This window comes from Sphingopyxis sp. MC1 (assembly GCF_000371385.1).
Lineage (GTDB): Bacteria > Pseudomonadota > Alphaproteobacteria > Sphingomonadales > Sphingomonadaceae > Sphingopyxis > Sphingopyxis terrae.
In genome coordinates, this window is the sequence record NZ_AOUN01000004.1 from 178704 (window position 1) to 200902 (window position 22199).

The 22199-nt window shown below is 65.7% G+C and carries 21 protein-coding genes; 10 read left to right on the forward strand and 11 right to left on the reverse strand.

Annotated features, from left to right (window positions below; translation table 11 throughout):
* Nucleotides 1-95 precede the first annotated feature (95 nt).
* From EBMC1_RS07655 to EBMC1_RS07690, 8 genes are all read left to right on the forward strand, one after another.
* On the forward strand, nt 96-1316 hold the full coding sequence (locus EBMC1_RS07655) for a hypothetical protein (RefSeq protein WP_003043065.1): 1221 nt from the start codon (nt 96-98) through the stop codon (nt 1314-1316).
* Nucleotides 1317-1404: 88 nt separating this feature from the next.
* Nucleotides 1405-1806 carry a hypothetical protein gene (locus EBMC1_RS07660; protein WP_003043068.1) on the forward strand — a complete coding sequence of 134 codons (402 nt, stop codon included), beginning with the start codon at nt 1405-1407 and terminating at the stop codon, nt 1804-1806.
* 12 nt (nt 1807-1818) lie between these two features.
* Nucleotides 1819-2397: a DUF924 family protein gene (locus EBMC1_RS07665; protein WP_003043070.1), complete on the forward strand. Its 579-nt coding sequence runs from the start codon at nt 1819-1821 to the stop codon at nt 2395-2397.
* A gap of 28 nt (nt 2398-2425) precedes the next feature.
* Nucleotides 2426-3001 (forward strand): pyridoxamine 5'-phosphate oxidase family protein, encoded by a 576-nt coding sequence (locus EBMC1_RS07670; RefSeq protein ID WP_003043072.1) that lies wholly within the window; start codon nt 2426-2428, stop codon nt 2999-3001.
* Nucleotides 3002-3214, forward strand: a complete 213-nt coding sequence (locus EBMC1_RS07675) for a putative signal transducing protein (protein ID WP_003043073.1) — start codon at nt 3002-3004, stop codon at nt 3212-3214. It begins immediately after the preceding gene.
* Between the two features lie 74 nt (nt 3215-3288).
* Nucleotides 3289-4005: an endonuclease/exonuclease/phosphatase family protein gene (locus tag EBMC1_RS07680; RefSeq protein ID WP_003043075.1), complete on the forward strand. Its 717-nt coding sequence runs from the start codon at nt 3289-3291 to the stop codon at nt 4003-4005.
* Nucleotides 4006-4223: 218 nt separating this feature from the next.
* Nucleotides 4224-4562 carry a P-II family nitrogen regulator gene (locus EBMC1_RS07685; protein WP_003043080.1) on the forward strand — a complete coding sequence of 113 codons (339 nt, stop codon included), beginning with the start codon at nt 4224-4226 and terminating at the stop codon, nt 4560-4562.
* Between the two features lie 17 nt (nt 4563-4579).
* On the forward strand, nt 4580-5926 hold the full coding sequence (locus EBMC1_RS07690; protein ID WP_040589901.1) for an ammonium transporter: 1347 nt from the start codon (nt 4580-4582) through the stop codon (nt 5924-5926).
* A gap of 440 nt (nt 5927-6366) precedes the next feature.
* On the opposite strand, the gene EBMC1_RS07695 is transcribed toward EBMC1_RS07690, so the two are convergent.
* The 7 genes from EBMC1_RS07695 to EBMC1_RS07725 form a co-directional block, all read right to left on the reverse strand.
* Nucleotides 6367-7953: a GMC family oxidoreductase gene (locus EBMC1_RS07695; protein WP_003043084.1), complete on the reverse strand. Its 1587-nt coding sequence runs from the start codon at nt 7951-7953 to the stop codon at nt 6367-6369.
* Between the two features lie 96 nt (nt 7954-8049).
* The gene (locus EBMC1_RS07700) at nt 8050-8967 is read right to left on the reverse strand and encodes a sterol desaturase family protein (protein WP_003043085.1); all 918 of its coding nucleotides are present in this window, start codon (nt 8965-8967) and stop codon (nt 8050-8052) included.
* Nucleotides 8960-9367 (reverse strand): hypothetical protein, encoded by a 408-nt coding sequence (locus tag EBMC1_RS07705; protein WP_003043087.1) that lies wholly within the window; start codon nt 9365-9367, stop codon nt 8960-8962. The genes EBMC1_RS07700 and EBMC1_RS07705 overlap by 8 nt, the downstream gene beginning before the upstream one ends.
* A 2-nt stretch (nt 9368-9369) precedes the next feature.
* Entirely contained in the window at nt 9370-9798 is a 429-nt protein-coding gene (locus EBMC1_RS07710) for a TIGR01244 family sulfur transferase (RefSeq protein WP_003043089.1), read from the reverse strand.
* Between the two features lie 75 nt (nt 9799-9873).
* Complete coding sequence (gene recQ / locus EBMC1_RS07715) at nt 9874-11649, reverse strand: DNA helicase RecQ (RefSeq protein ID WP_003043091.1); 1776 nt, start codon at nt 11647-11649, stop codon at nt 9874-9876.
* Between the two features lie 58 nt (nt 11650-11707).
* Nucleotides 11708-13522, reverse strand: a complete 1815-nt coding sequence (locus tag EBMC1_RS07720; RefSeq protein ID WP_003043092.1) for an ABCB family ABC transporter ATP-binding protein/permease — start codon at nt 13520-13522, stop codon at nt 11708-11710.
* 131 nt (nt 13523-13653) lie between these two features.
* On the reverse strand, nt 13654-14874 hold the full coding sequence (locus EBMC1_RS07725; protein WP_003043094.1) for a polyhydroxyalkanoate depolymerase: 1221 nt from the start codon (nt 14872-14874) through the stop codon (nt 13654-13656).
* A gap of 379 nt (nt 14875-15253) precedes the next feature.
* On the opposite strand from EBMC1_RS07725, the gene EBMC1_RS07730 reads away from it, so the two are divergent.
* Nucleotides 15254-17056: an ABC transporter transmembrane domain-containing protein gene (locus tag EBMC1_RS07730; RefSeq protein ID WP_003043096.1), complete on the forward strand. Its 1803-nt coding sequence runs from the start codon at nt 15254-15256 to the stop codon at nt 17054-17056.
* A 2-nt stretch (nt 17057-17058) separates the two neighbouring features.
* The gene (locus EBMC1_RS07735; RefSeq protein WP_003043097.1) at nt 17059-17598 is read left to right on the forward strand and encodes a DUF1993 domain-containing protein; all 540 of its coding nucleotides are present in this window, start codon (nt 17059-17061) and stop codon (nt 17596-17598) included.
* Nucleotides 17599-17638: 40 nt separating this feature from the next.
* Here EBMC1_RS07735 and EBMC1_RS07740 read toward each other — a convergent pair whose 3' ends face one another.
* From EBMC1_RS07740 to EBMC1_RS07755, 4 genes are all read right to left on the reverse strand, one after another.
* The gene (locus EBMC1_RS07740; RefSeq protein ID WP_003043099.1) at nt 17639-18061 is read right to left on the reverse strand and encodes an ExbD/TolR family protein; all 423 of its coding nucleotides are present in this window, start codon (nt 18059-18061) and stop codon (nt 17639-17641) included.
* A 270-nt stretch (nt 18062-18331) separates the two neighbouring features.
* Nucleotides 18332-19414 (reverse strand): OmpA family protein, encoded by a 1083-nt coding sequence (locus EBMC1_RS07745; RefSeq protein WP_040589816.1) that lies wholly within the window; start codon nt 19412-19414, stop codon nt 18332-18334.
* 129 nt (nt 19415-19543) lie between these two features.
* Nucleotides 19544-19996 carry a DUF2793 domain-containing protein gene (locus EBMC1_RS07750; protein ID WP_003043102.1) on the reverse strand — a complete coding sequence of 151 codons (453 nt, stop codon included), beginning with the start codon at nt 19994-19996 and terminating at the stop codon, nt 19544-19546.
* A 27-nt stretch (nt 19997-20023) separates the two neighbouring features.
* Complete coding sequence (locus EBMC1_RS07755; protein ID WP_003043104.1) at nt 20024-22198, reverse strand: phage tail protein; 2175 nt, start codon at nt 22196-22198, stop codon at nt 20024-20026.
* Nucleotide 22199: the final 1 nt, after the last annotated feature.

The window sequence follows — 22199 nt, forward strand, 5'->3', positions numbered from 1 at the left end:
ACTTGGCGTTCGCCCGATCCGCGCATATAGAGGACCAAACAAGAATAGATTTCGGTCGCATCATCCGTGGGGCACCCCACAACAGGGAGGTTTGCATGCGTTCGAGTCTGCGTTTCGTGTCCGTCGCCGCCGTTGCCGCGATGCTCGCCGCCGTTCCGGGATCGGCGCAAAAGACCACCGGCCCCAAGGAACGCTATGAAATGGACGTCGCGACGATGTCGGGTTTCGCCGCGATGGCGGGGGGCGGTCGCGGCGGCCTGGGCGGCGCGATGAGCATGATGTTCGGCGGCGACCCGTCGAGCCGCGTCGCCTACACGCTCAACCTCCGTCTCGGCTCCGACCAGTCGCCGACCGCGCCGCCGCCCAAGGGCGATCATTATTTCGAACCGCAGGCCAAGCTCGGCAAATCGGTGCCGCTGATCGCGCCGCCGCGCGCCGAAGGCAGCTACACCCCCGAATTCGAACGGCCCAAGGGGCGCCTGCTGCTCTATTGGGGCTGCGGCGCCAAGGCCGGTCCCGGCCAGCCCGTCATCATCGATTTCGCCAAGGTCGCGGCCGGACAGGTTCCGCCCGGCCTCTTCTCGAGCGCGGTGCCGATCATTCGCGAGGTCAGCCAGGCGAACAGCAAATCCTATGTCGACTGGCCGAACAGCAAGGGCGGCAAACAGCCGCAAGCGGGGTCGTCGCTGATCGGGGCGCACCGGATCAACAGCAATGTCGGGTCGGACATCAATTTCAATCTCGCGCAGGATTATATGCCGGGTCTCCAGGCCTCGACCGCGCAACAGGCCGACGGATCGGTGATGATCCGCTGGGGCGCGCTCCAGCCCGCGACCGGCTATGTCGCATGGACGATCGGCGGCATGGACCGCGGCGGCGGCAATGGCGACATGGTCTGGTGGACGAGCAGCGCATCGAAGGAATTCGGCGGCGGCCTGTGGGATTGGCTCCCCCCGTCGGTCGTCGCCAACCTGATCACGAAAAAGATCGTGATGCCGCCATCGCAGACAAGCTGCCAGATCCCGGCCGAGGTCAAGAAAGCGTCTGGCGAAATGATGATCGGCAATCTTAACGCCTTCGGTCCCGAAGCCAATTTCTCCTATCCGCCCAAGCCCGCGGGCAATGCGGTGTGGAATATCGACTGGACCGCCAAGGTGCGCTTCCGGTCGCACACCATGCTGCTCGTCGGCGCCGATATGGGCGGCATGGGCGCGATGGGCGGCAGCAGCGGCAGCGCCAGCACCCCCGCCGAACCGCCCAAGAAAAAGAAGTGCAAGGGACCGCTCGGCATCCCGCTGCCCGACGGCGCCTGCTGATTTCCGCCGGCGCTTTCAGGCTCGGTTCACGCGTCTCCGTCTATGGAGTGGGGAGGGGTAGGACATTTCGAACCGCAGGAGCCCTGTCATGCGTCCGCTGATTACCGCCATCATCGCCGCCGCCGCTGTCGCGGCGGTTCCCGCTGCCGCCACCGCGCGCGAAAAGCTCGCACCCGAGGCGCAGCTTGCCAAGCTGCTCGAAGGCCGCGTCGCCGGCAAGGCGCGCGACTGCATCTCGCTCTCGGCCGTCACGAGCAGCCAGGTCATCGACAAGACCGCTATCGTCTATCGCATCGGGGACACCCTGTGGGTCAACCGGCCGAAAAATGCCGACAGCCTCGACGGCGACGATGTGCTTGTTACCAAGACCACCACGTCGCAGCTCTGTTCGATCGACACGGTCGAACTGCACGACCGTAGCAGCCACATGTATAACGGCTTCGTCTCGCTCGGCGAATTTACCCCCTATCGGCGCGCGGGATCGAACTGATAGATAAGGGGAATGTTCGACGACGACCTCCCCTCTCCCCCGCCGCCGCCCGCCGATTGGCCGCACAGGCTGCTCACCTTCTGGTTCGACAGCCACGGAATGGACGACTGGTATGGCGGCGGGGCTGATTTCGATGTCGCGGTGCGCGATCTGGCAGCCGACTGGCTGGCGGCGCTGCGTAGCCAGCCTGCCGAGACCTTTCTGACCGACCCCGACACCGCGCTCGCCGCGACCATCCTGTTCGACCAGGTGCCGCGCAACATCTTTCGCGGCAGCGCAGAGGCCTTTGCAACCGACGATCTGGCGCGCCAGATCGCGCGCGGCATCGTCGCGCAGGGCTGGGACCAGCACTGGCCCGACGCACGGCGCCAGTTCGCCTATCTGCCCTTCGAACATAGCGAGGATATCGCCGATCAGCGCGAATCGCTGCGCCTGATGTCCGAACTCGCCGATCCGGTCTTCCACGACTATGCGAAGAAGCATTTCGACATCATCGACCGTTTCGGACGTTTCCCGCACCGCAATGCCGCCCTCGGCCGCGCAACGCGTACCGATGAGCAGGCGGCGATAGAAGAGGGCAAGAATTGGTGATAGACCGGCCGCTGAACGGAGCTTTGCCATGGCCGAATTTTTCGACGCGCTGACCGAAAAGCACGTCGCTTTCATCGAAAAGCAACCCATCTTTTTCGTTGCGACCGCGGCCGCCGACGGGCGCGTGAATCTGTCGCCAAAGGGCTATGCCGACAGCTTCCGCATCCTGTCGGGCAGTCGGGTCGCCTATCTCGACCTCGGCGGATCGGGGAATGAAACCCATGCGCATCTTGCGGCCGAACAAGCCGACCGCGGGCGCATCACGATCATGTTCTGCGCCTTCGACCGCAGCGCGCTGATCCTGCGTCTCTACGGCCGCGGCCGTGCGGTGCTGCCGCAGGACGATGAATGGAATGCGCTCGCGGCGCAGTTCAGTCTGCTCCCCGGCACCCGCCAGATCTTCGTCATCGATATTGACAGCGTGCAGACGAGTTGCGGCTGGGGCGTGCCGATGATGGAATTGCAGCACGAACGTGACACGCTGCAGAAATATCATCGTCAGGCCGATCCGGTCGAATGGACCGAAAAGTTCAAGGGCCGCACGCGCAGCATCGACGGACTGCCGACCCGGCCGACCGACCGCTATATCGCGGGCGACGCCTGAATGGCGCTGGTCGAACTGGTGCGGATGCCGAACGGCGCCGAGGCCGAATTGCTGCGCGGTCGCCTCGAAAGCGCCGGAGTTCCTGCGGTCTGCTTCGACGCCGGGATGAATATCGCCGAAAGCGTCGGGCTCGCGATTCCCGTCCGCGTCATGGTGCTCGACGAGGATCTCGCCGACGCGCGCGCCTTGATGGCGGAGTTCGGGATCGCCTAGGATGCGGATGACGGCTGCAACCCGGACCCGCCGCCGTTCGTCTTTACCGCAATGAAAGCAGCCCGCCCTCTCCCATGATCCCGCCCGCCCCCATGATCAAGGTCGCCAGCTACAATATGCGCAAGGGCATCGGCCTCGACCGTCGTCGCGATCCGGGCCGGGTGCTGTCGGTGCTCGGCGAACTCGATGCCGACATCGTCGCCTTGCAGGAGGCCGACCGCCGCTTCGGCACGCGCGCGAGTGCGATCCCGCCGCACATGTTCGAAGATCATAGCGACTATGTTCCCGTCGACCTGCTGGACGGCCGCCCCTATGCGATCGGCTGGCACGGCAATGCGCTGCTCGTGCGCAAGGGCATCGTGGTCGAGGAGAGTCACGCGCTCCATCTGCCAACACTCGAACCGCGCGGCGCGGTCGCCGCGACGGTGCGCGTCGGCGATACGCGGCTCCGCGTCGTGGGCATGCATCTCGACATTTCGGGGCTGCGCCGGCGCCAGCAGGCGCGCGCCATCCTCTCGCATGTCGCCGAAGGCGAAAAGCTGCCGACGGTGCTGATGGGCGACTGCAACGAATGGCGCAATCGCGGCGGCTGCCTCCACGATTTCGGCGAGCATCACCGCCTCGTCGACACCGGCCACAGCTTCCACAGCCGCAAGCCCGTCGCGCGCCTCGATCGCATCTTCGCCTCGCCCGAGCTCGAAGCCGTGGACGCCGGCGTCCACCAGAGCGCGCTCGCCGCTCGCGCGTCCGACCATCTGCCGATCTGGGCGCGGTTCAAGCCCGCCGACTGATCGGCCGCGCCCTCCCCCGGTCGGCGGACAGGCACAAGCGCGAGCAACGTATCACTGCTCAAAATTTAGGCAAATGCCTGCCTCGCCTGCCCAGGTTGCGACCGATTGCACCTGCCTGGCGGTTAAAAATCGTCACAAAATGTTAACTTTCCCGCCCTCGCCGCAATTTGGCACGGCTGTTGCACTGCAACATGGTGCCATAAGCAAAAGGGGGCATCATGAAGCTGATCCTTGCTATCATTAAACCGTTCAAGCTCGACGAGGTGCGCGAAGCACTGACCGGGCTGGGCATCGCAGGAATGACCGTCACCGAGGTCAAGGGTTTCGGCCGGCAGAAGGGCCAGACCGAAATCTATCGCGGCGCCGAATATGCAACCAACATGGTGCCCAAGGTGAAAATCGAGCTCGTCTGCGACGATGCGCTCGCACCGCGGGTCGTCGAAACGCTTCAGCAAAGCGCCGGAACCGGGTCGATCGGCGACGGCAAGATTTTCGTCCTCGACGTCGGGCAAGCCGTGCGCATCCGCACCGGTGAGACCGGCGAGGCGGCGCTGTGATGACGAAGGGGGAAAATATGACGTTCGCAAAGAAAATGGGGGTCGGTAAGATCGCGGCGAGCGCCGCGGCTGGCGGCCTCGCGCTGTTCGCGGCGCTGCCCGCTTGGGCGCAGGAAGCGGCTGCCGCCGCACCCGTCGTCGACAAGGGCGATACCGCCTGGATGATGACCTCGACCGTGCTCGTCCTGGCGATGATCCTGCCCGGCCTTGCGCTTTTCTACGGCGGCCTGACCCGCAGCAAGAATATGCTTTCGACGATGACGCAGATCGGCGCGGTCGCCTGTCTCGCGATGATCGTCTGGGTTTGCTACGGCTATGGCCTCGCTTTCGGCCCCGAAGGCAATGCCTTCATCTCGTGGGGCAAATTCTTTCTCGCCGGCGTCACGCCCGACAGCCTTGCCGATACCTTCTCGGACGGCTTCAAACTGCCCGAATATGTGTTCATCTGTTTCCAGATGACCTTCGCCGCGATCACGCTGGCGCTGGTCCTGGGCGCGACGGTCGAACGCATGAAATTTTCGGCGGCGCTCGTCTTCGGGGTCATCTGGCTGACGATCGTCTATTTCCCGATCGCCCACATGGTGTGGGCAGCCGGCGGCCTCTTCTTCGAAATGGGCGCGCTCGACTTTGCCGGCGGCACCGTCGTCCACATCAACGCAGGTGTCTCGGCGCTCGTTGCGGCGATGATCCTCGGCAAGCGCATCGGCTATCAGAAGGAAATCATGGCGCCGCACTCGCTGACGCTGACGATGGTTGGCACCGGCCTGCTGTGGGTGGGCTGGTTCGGCTTCAACGCCGGCTCGGCGCTCGAAGCCAATGGCTCAGCGGCGCTCGCGATGATCAATACCTTTGTGGCCACCGCCTCGGCCGGCCTCGCCTGGATGCTCGCCGAAAAGCTGGGCGGTCACAAGCCGTCGGCCCTCGGCTTCTGCTCGGGCATCATCACCGGCCTCGTCGCTGTCACTCCGGCGGCGGGCAATTCGGGTCCGTTCGGCGCGATCGTCCTCGGCGCGGTTGCTGCGTTCATCTGCTTCTATGTCGTCACCGTCCTCAAGCCCAAGCTCGGCTATGACGACGCGCTCGATGCCTTCGGCATCCACGGCGTTGGCGGCATCGTCGGCGCCATCGGCACCGGCATCGTCTACGCGCCCAGCCTCGGCGGTCCCGGCGGTGCAGATTTCGCGATCGGGCCGCAGCTTGTGACGCAGGTCTCGGCGGTCGCCGCGACGATCGTCTGGGCCGCCATCGGCACCGTCATCGCGGTCTATGTCGCCAAGGCGCTCACCGGGCTCCGCGTCACCGAAGAAGTCGAACGCGAAGGCCTCGACCTCGGCGAACATGGGGAACGCGCCTACAATATGTAATCAAGAGACAGGATACCCGCCGCCGCTCTCTCCTCTTTCAAACGGGCGGCGGGGTCCTAACCAGGTTCCTCCTGCGAACCACTCATGGCCGGGATGCGAAAGCGCCCCGGCCATTTTTTTGTGCAGATTGCACTGCACAATAAAAGGGCAGCGCTGCCGCGAAATTAGGCCTTCCCATCATGACATTAATATGGCATTCAGCCTGTCAACAGTTTCAGGAGGGGAGAGCCTGAAAGGCTGGGCCAGGACGCAAGTCCTGGCCCTCTTTTTTTGCCCATTTCGCAGGCACCCCTGAAAAGCCGCGCTTTTTCAGGCCTCTCGTATAGCGAGGCATCGCCGAGGGCTGCACGCCCCGGTCCGCCGAATCGGTCGAGCCGAACGCCTTCGCCGCGAAAGACTCCGGCCGCCGCGATGCTTTTGCGCGCCGCGGCAAAGGCCGCTTATTGCAGCGCGGATTTGACGAAATCGGCGGCGCGTTCGCCGATCATGATGCTCGGCGCATTGGTGTTGCCGCTGACGAGGCGGGGCATGATGCTCGCATCGGCAACCCACAGGCCATCGACGCCATTCAGCTTCAGCGCCGGGTCGACGACCGCGTCGGCGTCGCTGCCCATGCGGCAGGTGCCGACCGGGTGATAGACGGTGTCGGCGCGGCTGCGGATCAGCGCGTCGAGCGCGGCGTCATCGTCGATATTCACCGGGTGGCGATCGACGCCGGCATAGTCGGACAGCGGCGGCGCGGCGACGATGCGGTGCATCATCCGCACCCCGGCGCGCAGCGTCGCCATGTCGCGGTCGTCGGTCAGGAAGCCGGGATCGATCAGCGGAGCCGCCGCCGCATCGGGCGAAGCAAGCGTCACGCTGCCGCGGCTTTCGGGGCGCAGGACGCAGGCGTGGCACGAAAAGCCATGCCCCTTCACCTTGGTGCGGCCGTGATCCTCCAGCATCGCGGGAACGAAGTGGAACTGGATATCGGGCGCAGCAACGTCGGGCCGCGATTTCCAGAAGCCGCCCGCTTCGGCGAAGGGCGTGGTCATGATGCCGGTGCGCCCGGTGCGATGTTCGAAAATCGCCTTCAGCATCCGCCAGCTGCCCGCGAGACTGTCGCCGAAGGGGTCGCCCGAGCGCGTTTCCCAGCTCGACACATAGTCGATGTGATCCTGCAGATCGGCCCCCACCGCCGCACGGTCGGCGACCGGATCGATCCCCATCGCCTTCAGATGGGCGGCGGGTCCGATGCCCGACAGCATCAGCAGCTGCGGCGACCCGAAAGCACCGGCCGACAGGATCACCCCGCCCGCAGCGCGCAGCGTCTCGCGCGCGTTGCCGCGGCGGATCGCCACGCCCGTCGCGCGGCCGTTTTCGACGAGGATCTTCTCGACCAGCGCGCCGGTGCGAATGGCGAAATTGGCGCGCCCGCGCAGCGGTTCGACATAGGCGCGCGCCGCCGACCAGCGCTCGCCGCCCTTCTGCGTCACCTGATACAGGCCAAAGCCTTCCTGCTGCGCGCCGTTGAAATCGGGGGTGCGCGGCAATTGCAGCGCCGCCGCGCTCTCGACGAAACGGCGGCTCGTCACATTGGGCCAGCGCTGGTCCATCACGTTGAGCGGACCGTTGTCACCGTGCCATTCGTCGGCGCCGCGTTCATTGCCCTCGCTGCGCTTGAAATAGGGCAGCACGTCGGCATAGCTCCAGCCGCTCGCGCCAAGCGCCGCCCATTGGTCGTAATCGAAAGCGTGCCCGCGAATATAGATCATCGCGTTGATCGCGCTCGATCCACCCAGCCCGCGCCCGCGCGGCTGGTAGCCGGTGCGGCCGTTCAGTCCCTTTTGCGGAACCGTATCATATTGATAATTCGACTTCTTGGGAATGAAGGGCATGAAACCGGGCGTCTTCACCCACATATTGTCGTTCGACCCGCCGGCTTCGATCAGGCAGACACGCCGCGTGCCGTCCTCGGCAAGCCGTCCCGCCGCCGCGCTTCCGGCGCTGCCGCCGCCGATGACGATAATGTCGAACTGATCCATAAAGCCGCTCCCCTCGCCAGCCGATCGGTGGTCAATTGCGACTTACATGAATGTCATTAGCCCGCGAGGCAAGCGCGTTGTCGCGGCGGGCGAAGACTATTCCGCAGCCGGCTCCTCGGGGGGGCGGCCGGCCGCCCATCGCTCCTTGATCATCGCACTGGTCATCCGGCTGCCGTCGTGGCTCCAGCCGGGTTCGCGCCAGATATAGGACAGCTTGTGCCGCCACGGCGCGCTCCACACGTCCTTGGCGATCCCGACCCATTCGTGGACCGCGGCCCACAAAAGGTTGAAGCTGCCGAGTTGCTTGACGATGCCATAGCGAACCGGATCGTCGTCGCGTTCGGGAACGAAGCTGCCGAACATCCGGTCCCACACGATGAAGACCCCGGCATAGTTGGCGTCGAGGTAGCGCGGGTTGACGCCGTGGTGAACGCGGTGGTGCGATGGCGTGTTCATCACCGCCTCGAACCAGCGCGGCATCCGCCCGATCGCCTCGGTATGAATCCAGAACTGGTAGATCAGGTTGAGCCCGCCGCAGAAGAATACCATCGCGGGTGGAAAGCCGATCAGGAACAGCGGCAGACGGAACAGGAAGGCCAGGCTGAAAAAGCCGGTCCAGGTCTGCCGCAGCGCGGTCGACAGATTATAATGCTGGCTCGAATGATGGATGACATGGCTCGCCCAGAACCAGCGGACGCGGTGCGCGCTGCGATGAAAGGCATAATAGGCCAGATCGTCGAGGACGAAGCAGAGTATCCACGCCCACCACCATTGTTTGAGCGCGATGCCGATGTCGAACAGGTGGAATTGATAGACCCACACCGCCATGCCGACGACCGCCGCGCCGACCGCCGCACCGGCCACTTGACTACCGGTACCAAGCAGAAGCGAGGTCAGCGTGTCGCGCGTTTCGTACCGGCTCTTGTCGCGGCGCAGCGACACGATCATCTCGGCGATCAGCAACAGGATAAAGGCGGGCACCGCATAGGTTACCGGGTTGGGAAGATCATCCATGCGCCACATCCCGCATCCGCGCCGCCCATACCCCCGCGTCTTTCCCGAGTTGCAGCGTCACCGACCCGAAGGTTCGCTCGGGCATCGTCAATGTCAGGAAATCCTTGTCGAGCCGTCCAACCACGGCGGCATCAACCGGCCGCGCCGCGAAATGATTGCCGTGCGCCCGCACTAGCATCATCCGCCCGGCGGCGTTGCGGACGATCGCGGCAAAGCCCGCGCGGTCGCGCGCGACCTCTATCCCCCCGAACCCCGTCTCGGCCTCGTCGGCAAGGCGGATAGCATGGGCGGCGTCGGCAATCCGCGGATCGGCGCCCAAGCCCATGCGCTTGACCAGCCAGGCGACGAACAAGACCGCCACCAGCGATCCCGCGAGCTGGATAAGGTCGCTCACCGTCATGGCTAACCTGCGAGCGCGTCCATCATCGGCCGCAGCGCCGACAGATCATAGCCGCCGTTCGCGGCCGCATCGCACAGCATGTCGATATCGTCGCCGGCCCGCGCGCGCGTCAGCGCCCACAAATGCGTCGAGCGCGTACCCGACCGGCAATAGGCGAGCACCGGCCCGGTCGCATCGCCCAGCAACGTATCGAGCGCGTCGAGCTGCGGATGGCTGAACCCCGAATGGCCGATCGGGATGGCGGCATAGGCCATTCCCTCGGCGGCGCAGGCATGCGCGATGGCGTCGCCCTGCGGCGCGCCCGGGTCCTCTCCGTCGGGGCGGTTGTTGACGATCATCGCAAAGCCTGCCGCCTTCGCCGCGGCGACATCCTCGATGCTGATTTGCGGCGCGACCGAATAGGTCGGGGTCAAGGCTCGAAAGTCGCTCATGCCGCGATCTATAAACCTGCGCTGATTGCTGACAAGCGTGAAGGTGGCAACAAGGTTGCGCGATAGCGATCTTTCCTAGAACTGCCGGATCACCTCCAGAAAGGCATCGCCCCATGCCTCCAGCTTCTTGGCGCCGACGCCGGGAATCGACGCAAGGTCGGCGCGCGAGGCGGGACGCTCGCTCGCCATCGCGCGCAGCACCGCGTCGTGAAAGATCACATAGGGCGGCACGCCCGCCTCGCTCGCGAGATCGCGCCGCGTCGCGCGCAGCGCATCGAACAGGGGGTCGCCGACCGGGTTTGCCGCCGCACCATCGCCGCGCCCGGCGCGCGACAGGCGGCGGGCAGGCGGCTCGGCCATCAGCACGGGCACCTCGCCCTTCATCACCGCGCGCCCGGCGGGGCCGAACATCAGCCCGCCATGTTCGGTCGCGGCCAGCGCCTCGCGCGCCATCAGGCTGCGCACCAGCGGCTTGATCAGCCGCGCATCCTCCCCCTCGACGATGCCGAACACCGACAATTTGTCGTGACCGCGCGCGGCGATCCGTTCGTCGCGCCGCCCGGTCAGCACCGCCTCGACATGCCCCGCGCCATAGCTTTGCCCGGTGCGATAGACCGCCGACAGCAGCTTTTGCGCCAACACCGTCGCATCGACCTGCTTCGGCGGGTCGAGGCAATTGTCGCAATTGCCGCAGCGCGTCGGCGGGTCTTCGCCGAAGTGGCGCAGCAGCAGCGCGCGGCGGCACTCGACCGTCTCGACCAACGCCGCGAGCGCATTCAACCGGGCGCGCTCGCCTGCCAGCCGGTCCTCGGGCAGATCGCCCAGCCGCATCCGCGCCCGCGCGAAATCTTCTGCGCCCCACAGCATCAACGCCTCGGCGGGATCGCCGTCGCGCCCCGCGCGCCCGGTCTCCTGATAATAGCTCTCGATCGATTTCGGCAGCCCGGCATGCGCGACGAAACGTACGTCGGGCTTGTCGATCCCCATGCCGAAGGCGACCGTCGCGGTGACGATGCCATCTTCGGAGGCGACGAAATCATGCTGCACCCGCGCGCGCCGTTCGGGGTCGAGCCCGGCATGATAGGCCGCCACGCTGCGCCCGGTGGCGGCGGCGAGCTTCGCAGCCATCCGTTCGGTCCCGTCGCGCGTCGGACAATAGACGATCCCGGGGCCGGGATTGGCGGCGATGAATTCGGTAAGCTGTTTTGCCGGCGCCCCGCGCGGCGCGATGCGATAGCGGATGTTCGGCCGATCGAACCCCGCGAGGATCAACCCTTCGGCGGGGATGCCGAGCTGGACCAATATATCCTCGCGCGTGTGCTTGTCGGCCGTCGCGGTCAGCGCGAGCCGCGGTACCGCCGGAAAGGCGTCGAGCAGCGGGCGGAGCAGGCGATAGTCGGGGCGGAAATCATGCCCCCATTCCGAAACGCAATGCGCTTCGTCGATCGCGAACAGCGCGGGCGCGCGCGCCGCCATCAGCGACCGGAACCCCTCGCCCGTCGCCCGTTCGGGCGCGATGTAGAGGAGGTCGAGCTGTCCGTCACGATAGGCTTGGCGCGTGTCGGCGAAATCGGCATCGACGCTGGTCAGACTGGCGGCGCGAATCCCCGCCGCACGCGCACCGCGCAGCTGATCATGCATCAGCGCGATCAGCGGCGATACGACGACGACACAGCCGTCGAGCGCCACGGCGGGAAGCTGGTAGGTCAACGACTTGCCCGCCCCCGTCGGCATCACCGCCAGCGTATGCGCGCCCGCCATCACCCGCCCGACGACATCGGCCTGCCGCCCGCGAAAGGCGTCGAAACCGAAAGTGGATTTGAGAAGAGGGAGAAGAGCGTCGGCGGACATCGCTCGGGGCGATAGGGGAGTCGAGCCCGCGACGGAACCCCCTCCACGCGAATGCGGTCTAAACCGTGCCCTCTTCCTTTTCGGCCTGCTGACGCGCCCACATGTCGGCGTAGAGGCCGCGCATCGCGAGCAGTTGGTCGTGTGTGCCCGTTTCGGCGACGCGGCCGCGGTCGAGGACGATGATGCGGTCGGCGCTCGTGACGGTCGACAGGCGGTGCGCGATCACCAGCGTCGTGCGCCGTTCGGCGATCCGTTCCAGCGTGTCCTGAATCGCCGCCTCGGTCCGGCTGTCGAGTGCGCTCGTCGCTTCGTCGAGGATCAGGACCGGCGGATTCTTGAGCAGGGTGCGCGCGATCGCGACGCGCTGTTTCTCGCCGCCCGACAGTTTGAGCCCGCGCTCGCCGACTTCGGTCTCATATCCCTGCGGCAGCATCGCAATGAAGCCGTCGATCGCCGCGCCTTTCGCCGCCTCGGCAATCTCTTCGACGCGCGCATCGGCGCGGCCATAGGCGATATTATATCCGATGCTGTCGTTGAACAGCACCGTATCCTGCGGGACGATCCCGATTGCGGCGCGCAGGCTCTGCTGCGTCACCGCGCGGATGTCCTGCCCGTCGATCAGGATGCGGCCGCCCTGCGGATCGTAGAAGCGGAAGAGCAGCCGCGCGATCGTCGATTTGCCCGCGCCCGACGGACCGACAATGGCCAGCGTCTCGCCCGCGCCCACCGCAAAGCTGACGCCGTTCAAAATGGTCCGGTCTGCCTCATAGCCGAAGACGACATCCTCGAACGCCACGGCACCGCCCGCGACGTGCAGCGTGGGGGCGCCGGGCGCGTCGGTGATCTCGCTTGGCGTGTCGATCAGGCGGAACATCGCCTCCATGTCGATCAGCCCCTGCCGGATCGTGCGATAGACCATGCCGAGCATGTCGAGCGGGCGGAAAAGCTGCGCGAGCAACGTGTTGACGAGCACCACGTCGCCGACCGCGAAGATGCCGCGCGACCAGCCCCACACCGTATAGCCCATCGCGCCGGCCATCGCTGCATTGGTGATGAAGCTCTGCCCGATGTTGAGCCAGGCGAGGCTGTTCTCGCTCTTGACCGCGGCGCTCGCATATTGACCCGCAACCTCGCGGTAGCGCGCTGTCTCGCGCTCCTCGGCGCCGAAATATTTGACCGTCTCGTAATTGAGCAGGCTGTCGACGCTGCGCCCGACGGTCAGCGTGTCGAGGTCGTTCATCCGCATCCTGAGCGCGGTGCGCCAGTCGGTCACCTTGCGCGTAAAGGCGATGTAGACGACGACCATCAGCGCGGTCGCCGCGGCCAGACCGAGGCTGAATTTGGTCCAGAAGATGACGATGACCGCGGTCAGTTCGATGATCGTCGGCGCGATATTGAACAACAGGAAATAGAGCATGGTGTCGATGCTCTTGGTTCCGCGCTCGATCACCTTGGTCACCTCGCCCGTCCGCCGCGCGAGGTGAAAACGCAGCGATAAGGCATGCAGGTGGGTGAAGGTGGCGATCGCGAGTTCGCGCGTCGCATCCTGCCCGACGCGTTCGAAAACGACATTGCGCAGATTGTCGAACAGCACCCCGGCAAAGCGCGCACCGGCATAGGCGACGACCAACCCGATGGTCAGCGCGACGCCTTCCTGCATCCCCGGCGCCATGCGGTTGATCGCCGCGCCATAGACGAAGCCCATCGACAGCTGCACCGCCTTCGACGCCAGCACCAGCAGCCCGGCCCCGATAATGCGCAACTTGTGCTCGCGATGCCCCGCCGGCCACAGATAGGGCAGGAAGCGCCGCAGCGTCGCCAGAATCGGCGGCTCGCTGCGCGGGCTGGCGGAAGAAGCGGTGTCAGGCGGCATGAGCGCTCCATGTAGGGCGCCGGTCCCGCTTCGCCAAGCTTGGGCGAAGACAATGCTCCCTTTTCCGTGAAAAGCGCGTGATCCCGGTCCGCCGCCGCCCGATCATCAGAATCGGGCGACAGGGCCCCCTGTCAGCCGCCGTTGGCGCGGATCCATTTTGCGACGACCGGCGCAATCTCTTCGCGCCACTTGCGCCCGTTGAAAATGCCGTAGTGGCCGACGCCCTTCGCCATCAGATATTTCTTCTTGGCGGTCGGCAGTTCGGTGGCGAGGGTCAGCGCCGCCTTGGTCTGGCCGATCCCCGAAATATCGTCGCGCTCGCCTTCGATCGCGAGCAGCGCGATGTCGTCAATCTTGCCAAGGTCGACGATCTTCCCCCGATGCTCGAATTCGCGCTTGGGCAACAGGTGGCGCTGGAAAACCGCATCGACCGTCTGGAGATAGAATTCGGCGGTCATGTCGCAGACGGCGCGATATTCGTCATAGAATTCCTTGGTCTTGTCCGCACTCTCGCCATCACCATCGACCAGATGCTTGAACATTTCCCAATGGCTCATCATGTGATTGCCGAGGTTCATCGACATGAAACCGGCGAGCTGCAGGAAGCCGGGATAGACGCGGCGCCCGGCGCCCGGATACCAAGCCGGAACCGTTGCGATCACATTTTCCTGGAACCATGCATAAGGCCGCGTCGTCGCGTGCTGGTTGACAGCGGTGGGCGCCTTGCGCGTGTCGATCGGTCCGCCCATCATCGTCAGCGTGCGGGGGCGGCACTTGTGCTTGTCGGCCGCCATGACGGCTGCGGCGGCGAGGCTCGGAACCGAAGGCTGGCACACCGCGAGCATATGCGCGCCCGGCCCGATATGCTCGAGCCAGCCGATCAGATAGTCGATATAATCATCGAGATCGAATTTGCCCGCTTCGAGCGGGACATTGCGGGCATCGCGCCAGTCGGTGATCCACACATCATGGTCGGGGATCATCCGCTCGACCGTGCCGCGCAGCAGCGTCGCATAATGACCCGACATCGGCGCGACGATCAGCAGCTTGGGATTGCCGGCGCTTGCCGCGTGGCGGAAATGCTTGAGCTGGCCGAAGGGCTTGCGCGCCTCGATCGCTTCATCGACGCGCAGCGTCTCGCCATCGACGACCGTCTCGTACAGTTCGAACCCCGGTTTGCCGCGCGGCGCCGAGGCGTGCGCAAAGACCTCGAGCGCCGAGGCGAACATCGGGCTCGCGCTGAAATAGCCAAGCGGATTGGCGGGATGCTGGATGACCTGCGCGCCCGCGGTCGCCAATGCGCTCGCGCCCGCGAGCCAGCTCCGCTGCATGTCAAAAGCGTGGTACAGCATAATCTGAATTCCTTGCGTCCGGTCGGGCGCTCTTCCGGCATCCCTGTTGGAGCACAGTCTAGGGCAACATCGCCATTGTGCAATGCATCAAAATCATTGCGCGGCGCTTGATGGATAATATTCCGGGACAGCGGCGGCCTCGGCCTGTTCCAGCGCCTTCGCCCCTGCGGCTTCATCGCTTCGCGCGGCGGCAGCCCTATCGCATCACGCGCGCAGGCCTGCGTGCGGTGCGGGCGCAGCTCGACAACCGCTGAGCCGAAGGGAGCGCGGGCGATCCGGTCCCGCGCTCCCTTTACGCAGCCTGGCTTCATGGTCCTTGAAGCAGATCGCCATTCTGCATCGTTGAGCGGCACCGGCGCGGCTGCTAGGGCGATGACCAATGGCGACCAAATCCGATAAACCGAACCCGCCCCGCAAGCTGTCGAGCCTGCGCATGGTCTGGCATCATGCCAGCCGCTATCCGCTCCAGCTGCTGATTGCGGCGATCGCGCTCGGCATCGCGGCGATCGCGACGCTCGCAATCCCCTATCAGTTCAAGGAAATGATCGATTCGGGCTTCGTCGCCGGCGGCGGCGATGTCAGCCCGCATTTCCGGTTCTTCTACGTGATCGTCCTCATCCTCGCGATTGCGACGGCGCTCCGCTTCTATTTCGTGAGCTGGCTCGGCGAACGCACCGTCGCCGATATCCGCGAGGCGGTGCAGCGTAACCTTCTGCGCCTGGCCCCCGGCTTTTTCGAAGAAAACCGCCCCTCCGAAATCGCCTCGCGCATGACGGCGGATACGGCGATCATCGAACAGACCGTCGGCACCACGGTTTCGGTTGCGCTTCGCAACACCGTCATGGGCATCGGCGGGATCGCCTATCTCTTTTCGCTCTCGCCGAAACTTACGGGCGGAATTCTGCTCGGTATCCCGGTCATCATCATGCCGATCGTGCTGCTCGGGCGCCGCCTGCAAAATGTCTCGCGCTCGAGCCAGGATCGCGTCGCCGACATCGGTGCGACCACGGCGGAACAGCTCGGCGCCATGAAGATCGTCCAGGCCTTCGGGCAGGAAACGCGCGAGGCGGAGCGCTTCACTAGCGCCGTCGAAGCCAATTTCGCCACCGCCAAGCGCCGCATCCGGCTCCGCGCTACGATGACCGCGATCGTCATCGGGCTGCTGTTCGGCGCCATCACCACCTTGCTCTGGTACGGGGCCGAAGGCGTGGCCGCGGGCACGATCACGGGCGGCACCATTGCCGCCTTCGTCCTGACCGGCGGCCTTGTCGCGGGTGCGTTCGGCGCGCTGACCGAAGTCTATGGCGATCTGCTTCGCGCGGCCGGCGCCGCCGAACGCCTCAACGAACTGCTGATCGCCGAGCCGAGCATCGCCCCGCCGCCGGCCCCTCGCGCTCTGCCGGAAACCGCGACCGGCACGCTCGAATTCGATCATGTCGAATTCCGCTACCCGACGCGCCCCGACGCACCCGCGCTGCACGATTTCAGCCTGTCCATCCGCGCGCGCGAAACGGTTGCGATCGTCGGCCCGTCGGGTGCCGGCAAATCGACGCTCTTCCAACTCGCCGAACGCTTCTACGATCCGCAAGGCGGTGAAATCCGCCTCGACGGCGTCGCGCTGCCCGAACTCGATCCCGCCGACCTGCGCGCCCGGATCGCGATGGTTCCGCAGGAAACGGTGATATTCGCGGCCTCGGCGCGCGACAATCTGCGCTATGGCAACTGGCTGGCCACCGATGACGAGCTATGGGCCGCCGCGCGCGCCGCCAATGCGGAAGAATTTCTGCGCAAGCTTCCCGATGGTCTCGACACTTTCATGGGCGAAGGGGGCGCCCGCCTGTCGGGCGGCCAGCGTCAGCGTGTTGCAATCGCCCGCGCGCTGCTCCGCCGCGCGCCGCTGCTGCTGCTCGACGAGGCGACTTCGGCGCTCGACGCCGAGTCCGAAAAACTCGTTCAAGATGCGCTCGAGGCGCTGATGCACGACCGCACCACCGTCGTCATCGCGCACCGCCTCGCGACCGTCCGCTCCGCCGACCGCATCATCGTGATGGACGAAGGCCGTATCGTCGAGGAAGGACGCCACGACGATCTCGTCGCCGCCGACGGTCTCTATGCGCGGCTCGCGCGCCTGCAGTTCCAGGATAACCTTGCCGCCGATCAGGCAGCCGTGATGGAGAAATAGCGATGTCGCTCTACGATCTCACCGTTCCCGCCTACGTCAATGCGCTCGGCGCGCTCTCGGCGCAGCTTGCAAAGGCGCAAGCGTGGGGTGCCGACAATGCCATCGGCGAGCTGCAATTTGCCGCCGGCCGGCTGGCGCCCGACATGTTCCCCTTGCCGACGCAGATCCGTTTCGCCTGCGGCCAGGCGATCAGCGGGCTCGCCCGGCTTGGCGCCTCGGGCGGCCCCGAATTCCCCGACGACGCCGCCGACTTTGCGGGAATGCAGGATCAGATCGCCCGCACGCTGACTTTTCTGGATACGATCGACCCCGTGTCGCTCGGCGTGGACGATGATCGACCGGTCAGCTTCGATCTGCCCAACGGCATGGTTTTCGACCTGACCGCCGCGACCTATGTTCGCGACTGGGCGCTGCCGCAATTCTACTTCCACATCGTCGCGGCCTATGCCGTCATGCGTCATCTTGGGGTGCCGCTCGGCAAGGCCGACTACGCCGGCTATATGATGCAACATCTGCGCCCCGGGACGGCGCCAACCGCCTGACCGGCACTTCCGAGACGGGGCATCGGTACGAAGTCGGCGGTCAGACCAAGCCGCCGTACCGCTGGATACCCGGAAACGCGATCTTGCTGCCCCCGTTGCGACGGATCGCGCCGATGGCCTGATCGACACGCAGATAGCGCGCCTGCGCGTCGGGTTCGAACAGCAGCGTGGCCGGAACCGCGCGCTCGGACGCTGCCTTCACCAGTTGGCCCAGTTCGGCCAGGTCGACGGCGTTGCCGTTCCAGCGAATGATGTCGCTGGTGTCGATGCTGACGCGATTTTCGTCGCGAACTTCGAAAGGCGCCGGGCCGGCGGGCAGCGTGACATCGACCTTATGCGTCGGCGGCGGAATGGTGATGACGAACATCACCAGCATCACGAGCATGACGTCGATCAGCGGCGTGGTGTTGATGTCGGGGCTGCCGTTCGGATCGGCGCGAAAGATGCTGCGGCGTCGACGCATTCTGTCTCTCCCTGTCATCGGGAGCGCCGACACCTCACCCTCGCGTGCCAGCGCGCCCGCCTTGTCCGAGGCCCACCCGTTCATCGAGGCGCCTCACAGATATGATATATCATTTATGTTGAGGAGCAAGACTCAAATTCCGCGTCGTCGCCCCGGCAAGCCCTGCCATCAGCCGGAGATGTCATCGAAAAGCATACATAAAGAAAGGGCGGCACCTTGCGGTACCGCCCTTCTTTTTCGTCCATTCCCCGTCGGGAATGAAAACCGGTCTTACATGCCCGAGTTCGGACCGTAAGTGATTTCCACGCGACGGTTCTGGTCGTTGCGGACGCCATCGGCAGTTGCAACGGCCGGGCGGGTTTCGCCGAACGCCTGCGTCGTGATCGAACCATCGGCAACGCCACGAGCCGTCATGTACGACTTCACGGCATCGGCGCGACGCTGCGACAGACCGACGTTGTACTTGGCCGAACCCGAACGGTCGGCGTGACCGGCGAGCATGACCTGCTGGCCGCTGCAGCCACGGTTGTAAGCGCTGATCGCGTTGTCCAGCGTTGCAGCCGCTTCCGGCGTGATCGCCGACTGATCCCAGTCGAAGTACACGATATACGGTCCGGGTTCGCAAACCGGCGGCGGCGGCGGCGGCGGCGGCGGAGCCGGCGGCGGCGGCGGCGGCGCTTCCGCACCACCGAAGTTGTAGGTCAGCGTTCCGAGCAACGAGTGCGAACGGAAACGGCCCGAAACGTCACGACCAAGCTGGTCGACCAGCTTCAGATCGCTGACATTGAAGAAGCGATACTTCAGACCGGCATCCCAATGCTTGGTCAGCGGCGCACGAACACCGGCGATTGCCTGCCACGCGAAGCGCGTATCGGAATCGTCCAGGAAGTTGGTTGCGAAGACCGGCTGAATCGAAACGCGTGCAACACCTGCACCGCCGCCGACAAAGCCCTGCAGGCCATCGTCGTCACCGAAGTCGAGCATACCATTGGCCATGAAGCTCAACGCGTTCGAGTCGCCATTCAGCGGCGTATTGCCGGTGAAGAGCCCGCCCGTCGAGTTCGCCGGAATCCCGGGAGTTGAAAAACGGCCACCGGTGATGTCGGCTTCACGATAGCCGACTTCGACTTCAGCGCGGAAACCGCCGAAGTCATAACCGACAGTGCCTTCGAAATCATAACCGGTACGATGATCGAGCGTTCCCGCATTAGCGACGGTGCCGATATCGAGGTCGATGTCCTCGACGATCATGACACCACCACCGACACCAACATACCACGAGTTGTCGCGCGCCATAGCAGGCGACGCAAGGGCAGTGGAGGCCAACGCCACAGCGACGGCAAGCTTCCTCATAATGGATTCCCCTTTCAATTGAGATTACGTCTCGACAGACGTCCTACTCGTGCCTTTGGTTCCACGCAAGTAAACAAATCGACAATCTGTTGCCAAAAAGTCGCACTTCCTGCGCGAACAGAAACAAAATCAGCCAGCGATCATAATACCATGCGCTACCATAAGCGCAAGCAGCGCGTCTATTGCCGCACGCGCTTCCAGGTCGATCGTTGCCCCTCCTTCGGGATTCGCAATAGCGATGGGTACAGTCCATCCGGAGCCGTTGAACAGCAGCGTGGCACCGTCGCTGATCCGTCTGACACGCATCCCGGGCGAAGGCGCAACGAACCGCCATCCGCCCGCTGTCCAGAGCGCCAGGCGGCCTGCCTCGCCGGACCATTCGCCGATGGCGGCTTCATCCACGATCCAGCAATCGCCCTCGGCAGGATCTTCAGGCGGCGTCGCCAGCGACCCATCGACGACGGCGGCGTGAAGCAGCGCGTCGATCAGGACGAGCGCCTCGTTATGCGTCATTTCCTTTTGCGCCTGCGCCACCGACAGCATCGGCAGGGCAAAGCGCGGGGTCTGCAGATTGTCCGACATGTTGGAATCCTTTCAGAAAGCAGAAGATCAGGCGAGCGGGAGAAGAAGCGGCGGCGAAAGGCCGAAATCGCCGACCTGCCGGATGGAAAGTGCGCTTCCCGCTGGGATCGCTGCGAGCGACGCGGCATCCAGAAGCAGTCGGGATTCGGTGCAATCCCACGGGCCGAGCCCCGGCACCGCGGGCACCAGCATGACCTGCCACAGCTCGCGGCCCTCGCCGACCGGCAGATCGACCTGGTCGCGCCAGCCGTGATCGGCGCGGCTGCGCCGGACCCAGCGCGCTTCGATCGCGCCATCGGCAGCCGCGCGCACATATCCGTGCACCGGCGAGAGGGGGCGCAGCGCCCGCGCCGCCGACGGCACCGGCACATCGACCAGTTCAACGCCGCCCCGCCGCGCCCATTCGACGCTTGCCTCGCCGCTTTCGGCCTGGCGCGCCATGTCGTCGGGAAGCAGCCACAGCGCCGCGTCGTCGAGCAAGGCGAACGGCTCGCCCGCGCCATGCGCCATCGCATCCTCGGTCCCGGCAAGACCGCGCAGGAGCCCGGTCAGCCGCCACACTCCGCCCCCCAGCGACTCCGCAGTACCGAACTGCAGCAATTCGCCGCCGACCATCGCTCTGTTGCCGCCGGCCAAGAGCGCCGCGTCGCCAATCGATTCGAGCGCCATCATGGAATTGGCCAGCTCGACGACCAAACTATTCGCCCGGTCGAACAGGCCTGTCGGCCCCGGCTCCAGCGGCGCGGCCAGCGCCCCCAACGCCAGTGCCGGCCGCGCCGTCCCGATCGCGATCGGCTCTATATCGGTGCCGCCGCGAAACCATAGATCGGCGCCGCGCCAGCCGTCATTCCCGCCTGCCGCCGCAACCAGCACCCGCGGCGCCGTGGCGGCCGCGCCCATGCTGGGCAGATCGAACAGCCGCACCACACCCTCGCTATCGGGCCAGTCGGGGGCAACGACGGGCGCGCCGGGGTCCGCGGCAAGCTCGGCCATGCTCGACGGCCGATAGCGCCGCAGCTCGATGCGAACCGACGCCGCTTTCACGCTGCGCGATCCGATGCGCCAGACGCCCCCCTCCGGGAGCATAATCAACCCGCCGACGGGCAAGGCCAGCGCCGCCAGATCCGCTTCCCAGACGATTGTTTCGCGGCCATCGGTCGCCGAGGCCGCGAGCCGCTGCGCCAGCGCGCGGGCCGAACCGGCGGCAAGCACGGCGGGCAAATCCATCCGGTCCTCGCGCGCACCTCCGCCGGCGACGATCGCCATCTGCTGACCGAGTTGATAGTCGCGCTCGGGCTCGTAATGGCGCAGCCGGATCGAAGCAGGCAGCGCGCCCAACGGCATGCGCCGATGCTCGACGATGTCGGACGCGCTCCAATCGCGTCGGCTTTCGGAATAGGCATCCGGTGCAAGGATGGGCTGCTCGGCCTCTGCCGGCAGAAGCCGCCAGTCCGCCGACGCGCTGCGCAGCCGGACGGCATCGACGTCGAATAGCGGCGTCAGCGCGTCGCGAGCGCGATCGCCCGACGCGGCATAGCCGCCAAAGGGCCAAACCCCCGCCGCACGGCCTGGATTGCCCAGCAACGCATTGGCCACGCTTCCGGCATCGACGGTCCCCGCATCGGCTTCGACCTCGAAGGTCAGCGATGGAATCCGGTTGCCGAAGGCCGCCAGTTCCAGCTCCTCGAACACGACATAGGCCAATCCGCGAAACGCCGAAGCAGCAGCCGGGCCCAGCGCCGCGGCAATCAGGGGATCGACGGCCTGATCCTCGCCCCCGTCATGGCTCCGAAAGACGCAGCGTTCGCGAAAGCTGCCGCTCGACCCGCGCAGCAGATTGCCATCGGCCCAGATGCGCCGCACCGCCCGGATCGGCCGCGAGGACAGCGCGACCGCCAGCGATACCGCGTAGCTATATTCGGTCACCGAAGGCCGCCCCTTGCCGCCGCCGCTCTTCGTGCGCCGCTCGATCAGGTCGGTTGCCCAAATGACGCTGCCCGCGACGCGCATCGTGCCGAACAGCTTGGGAATCTGCTGGCCATAGGTCGATGCCTGCACCTTCAGGTCGGCCAGCCGCGGCCCCTCGCGCCCCTTGGGCTTGAAGATCGCCGCGTCGACCTGCTGGCCGACGGCGGCACCGATCGCCGCGCCGACCGGCCCGCCGACGATGCCGCCGACGACCGTCAGCACCAGAGTCGCCATA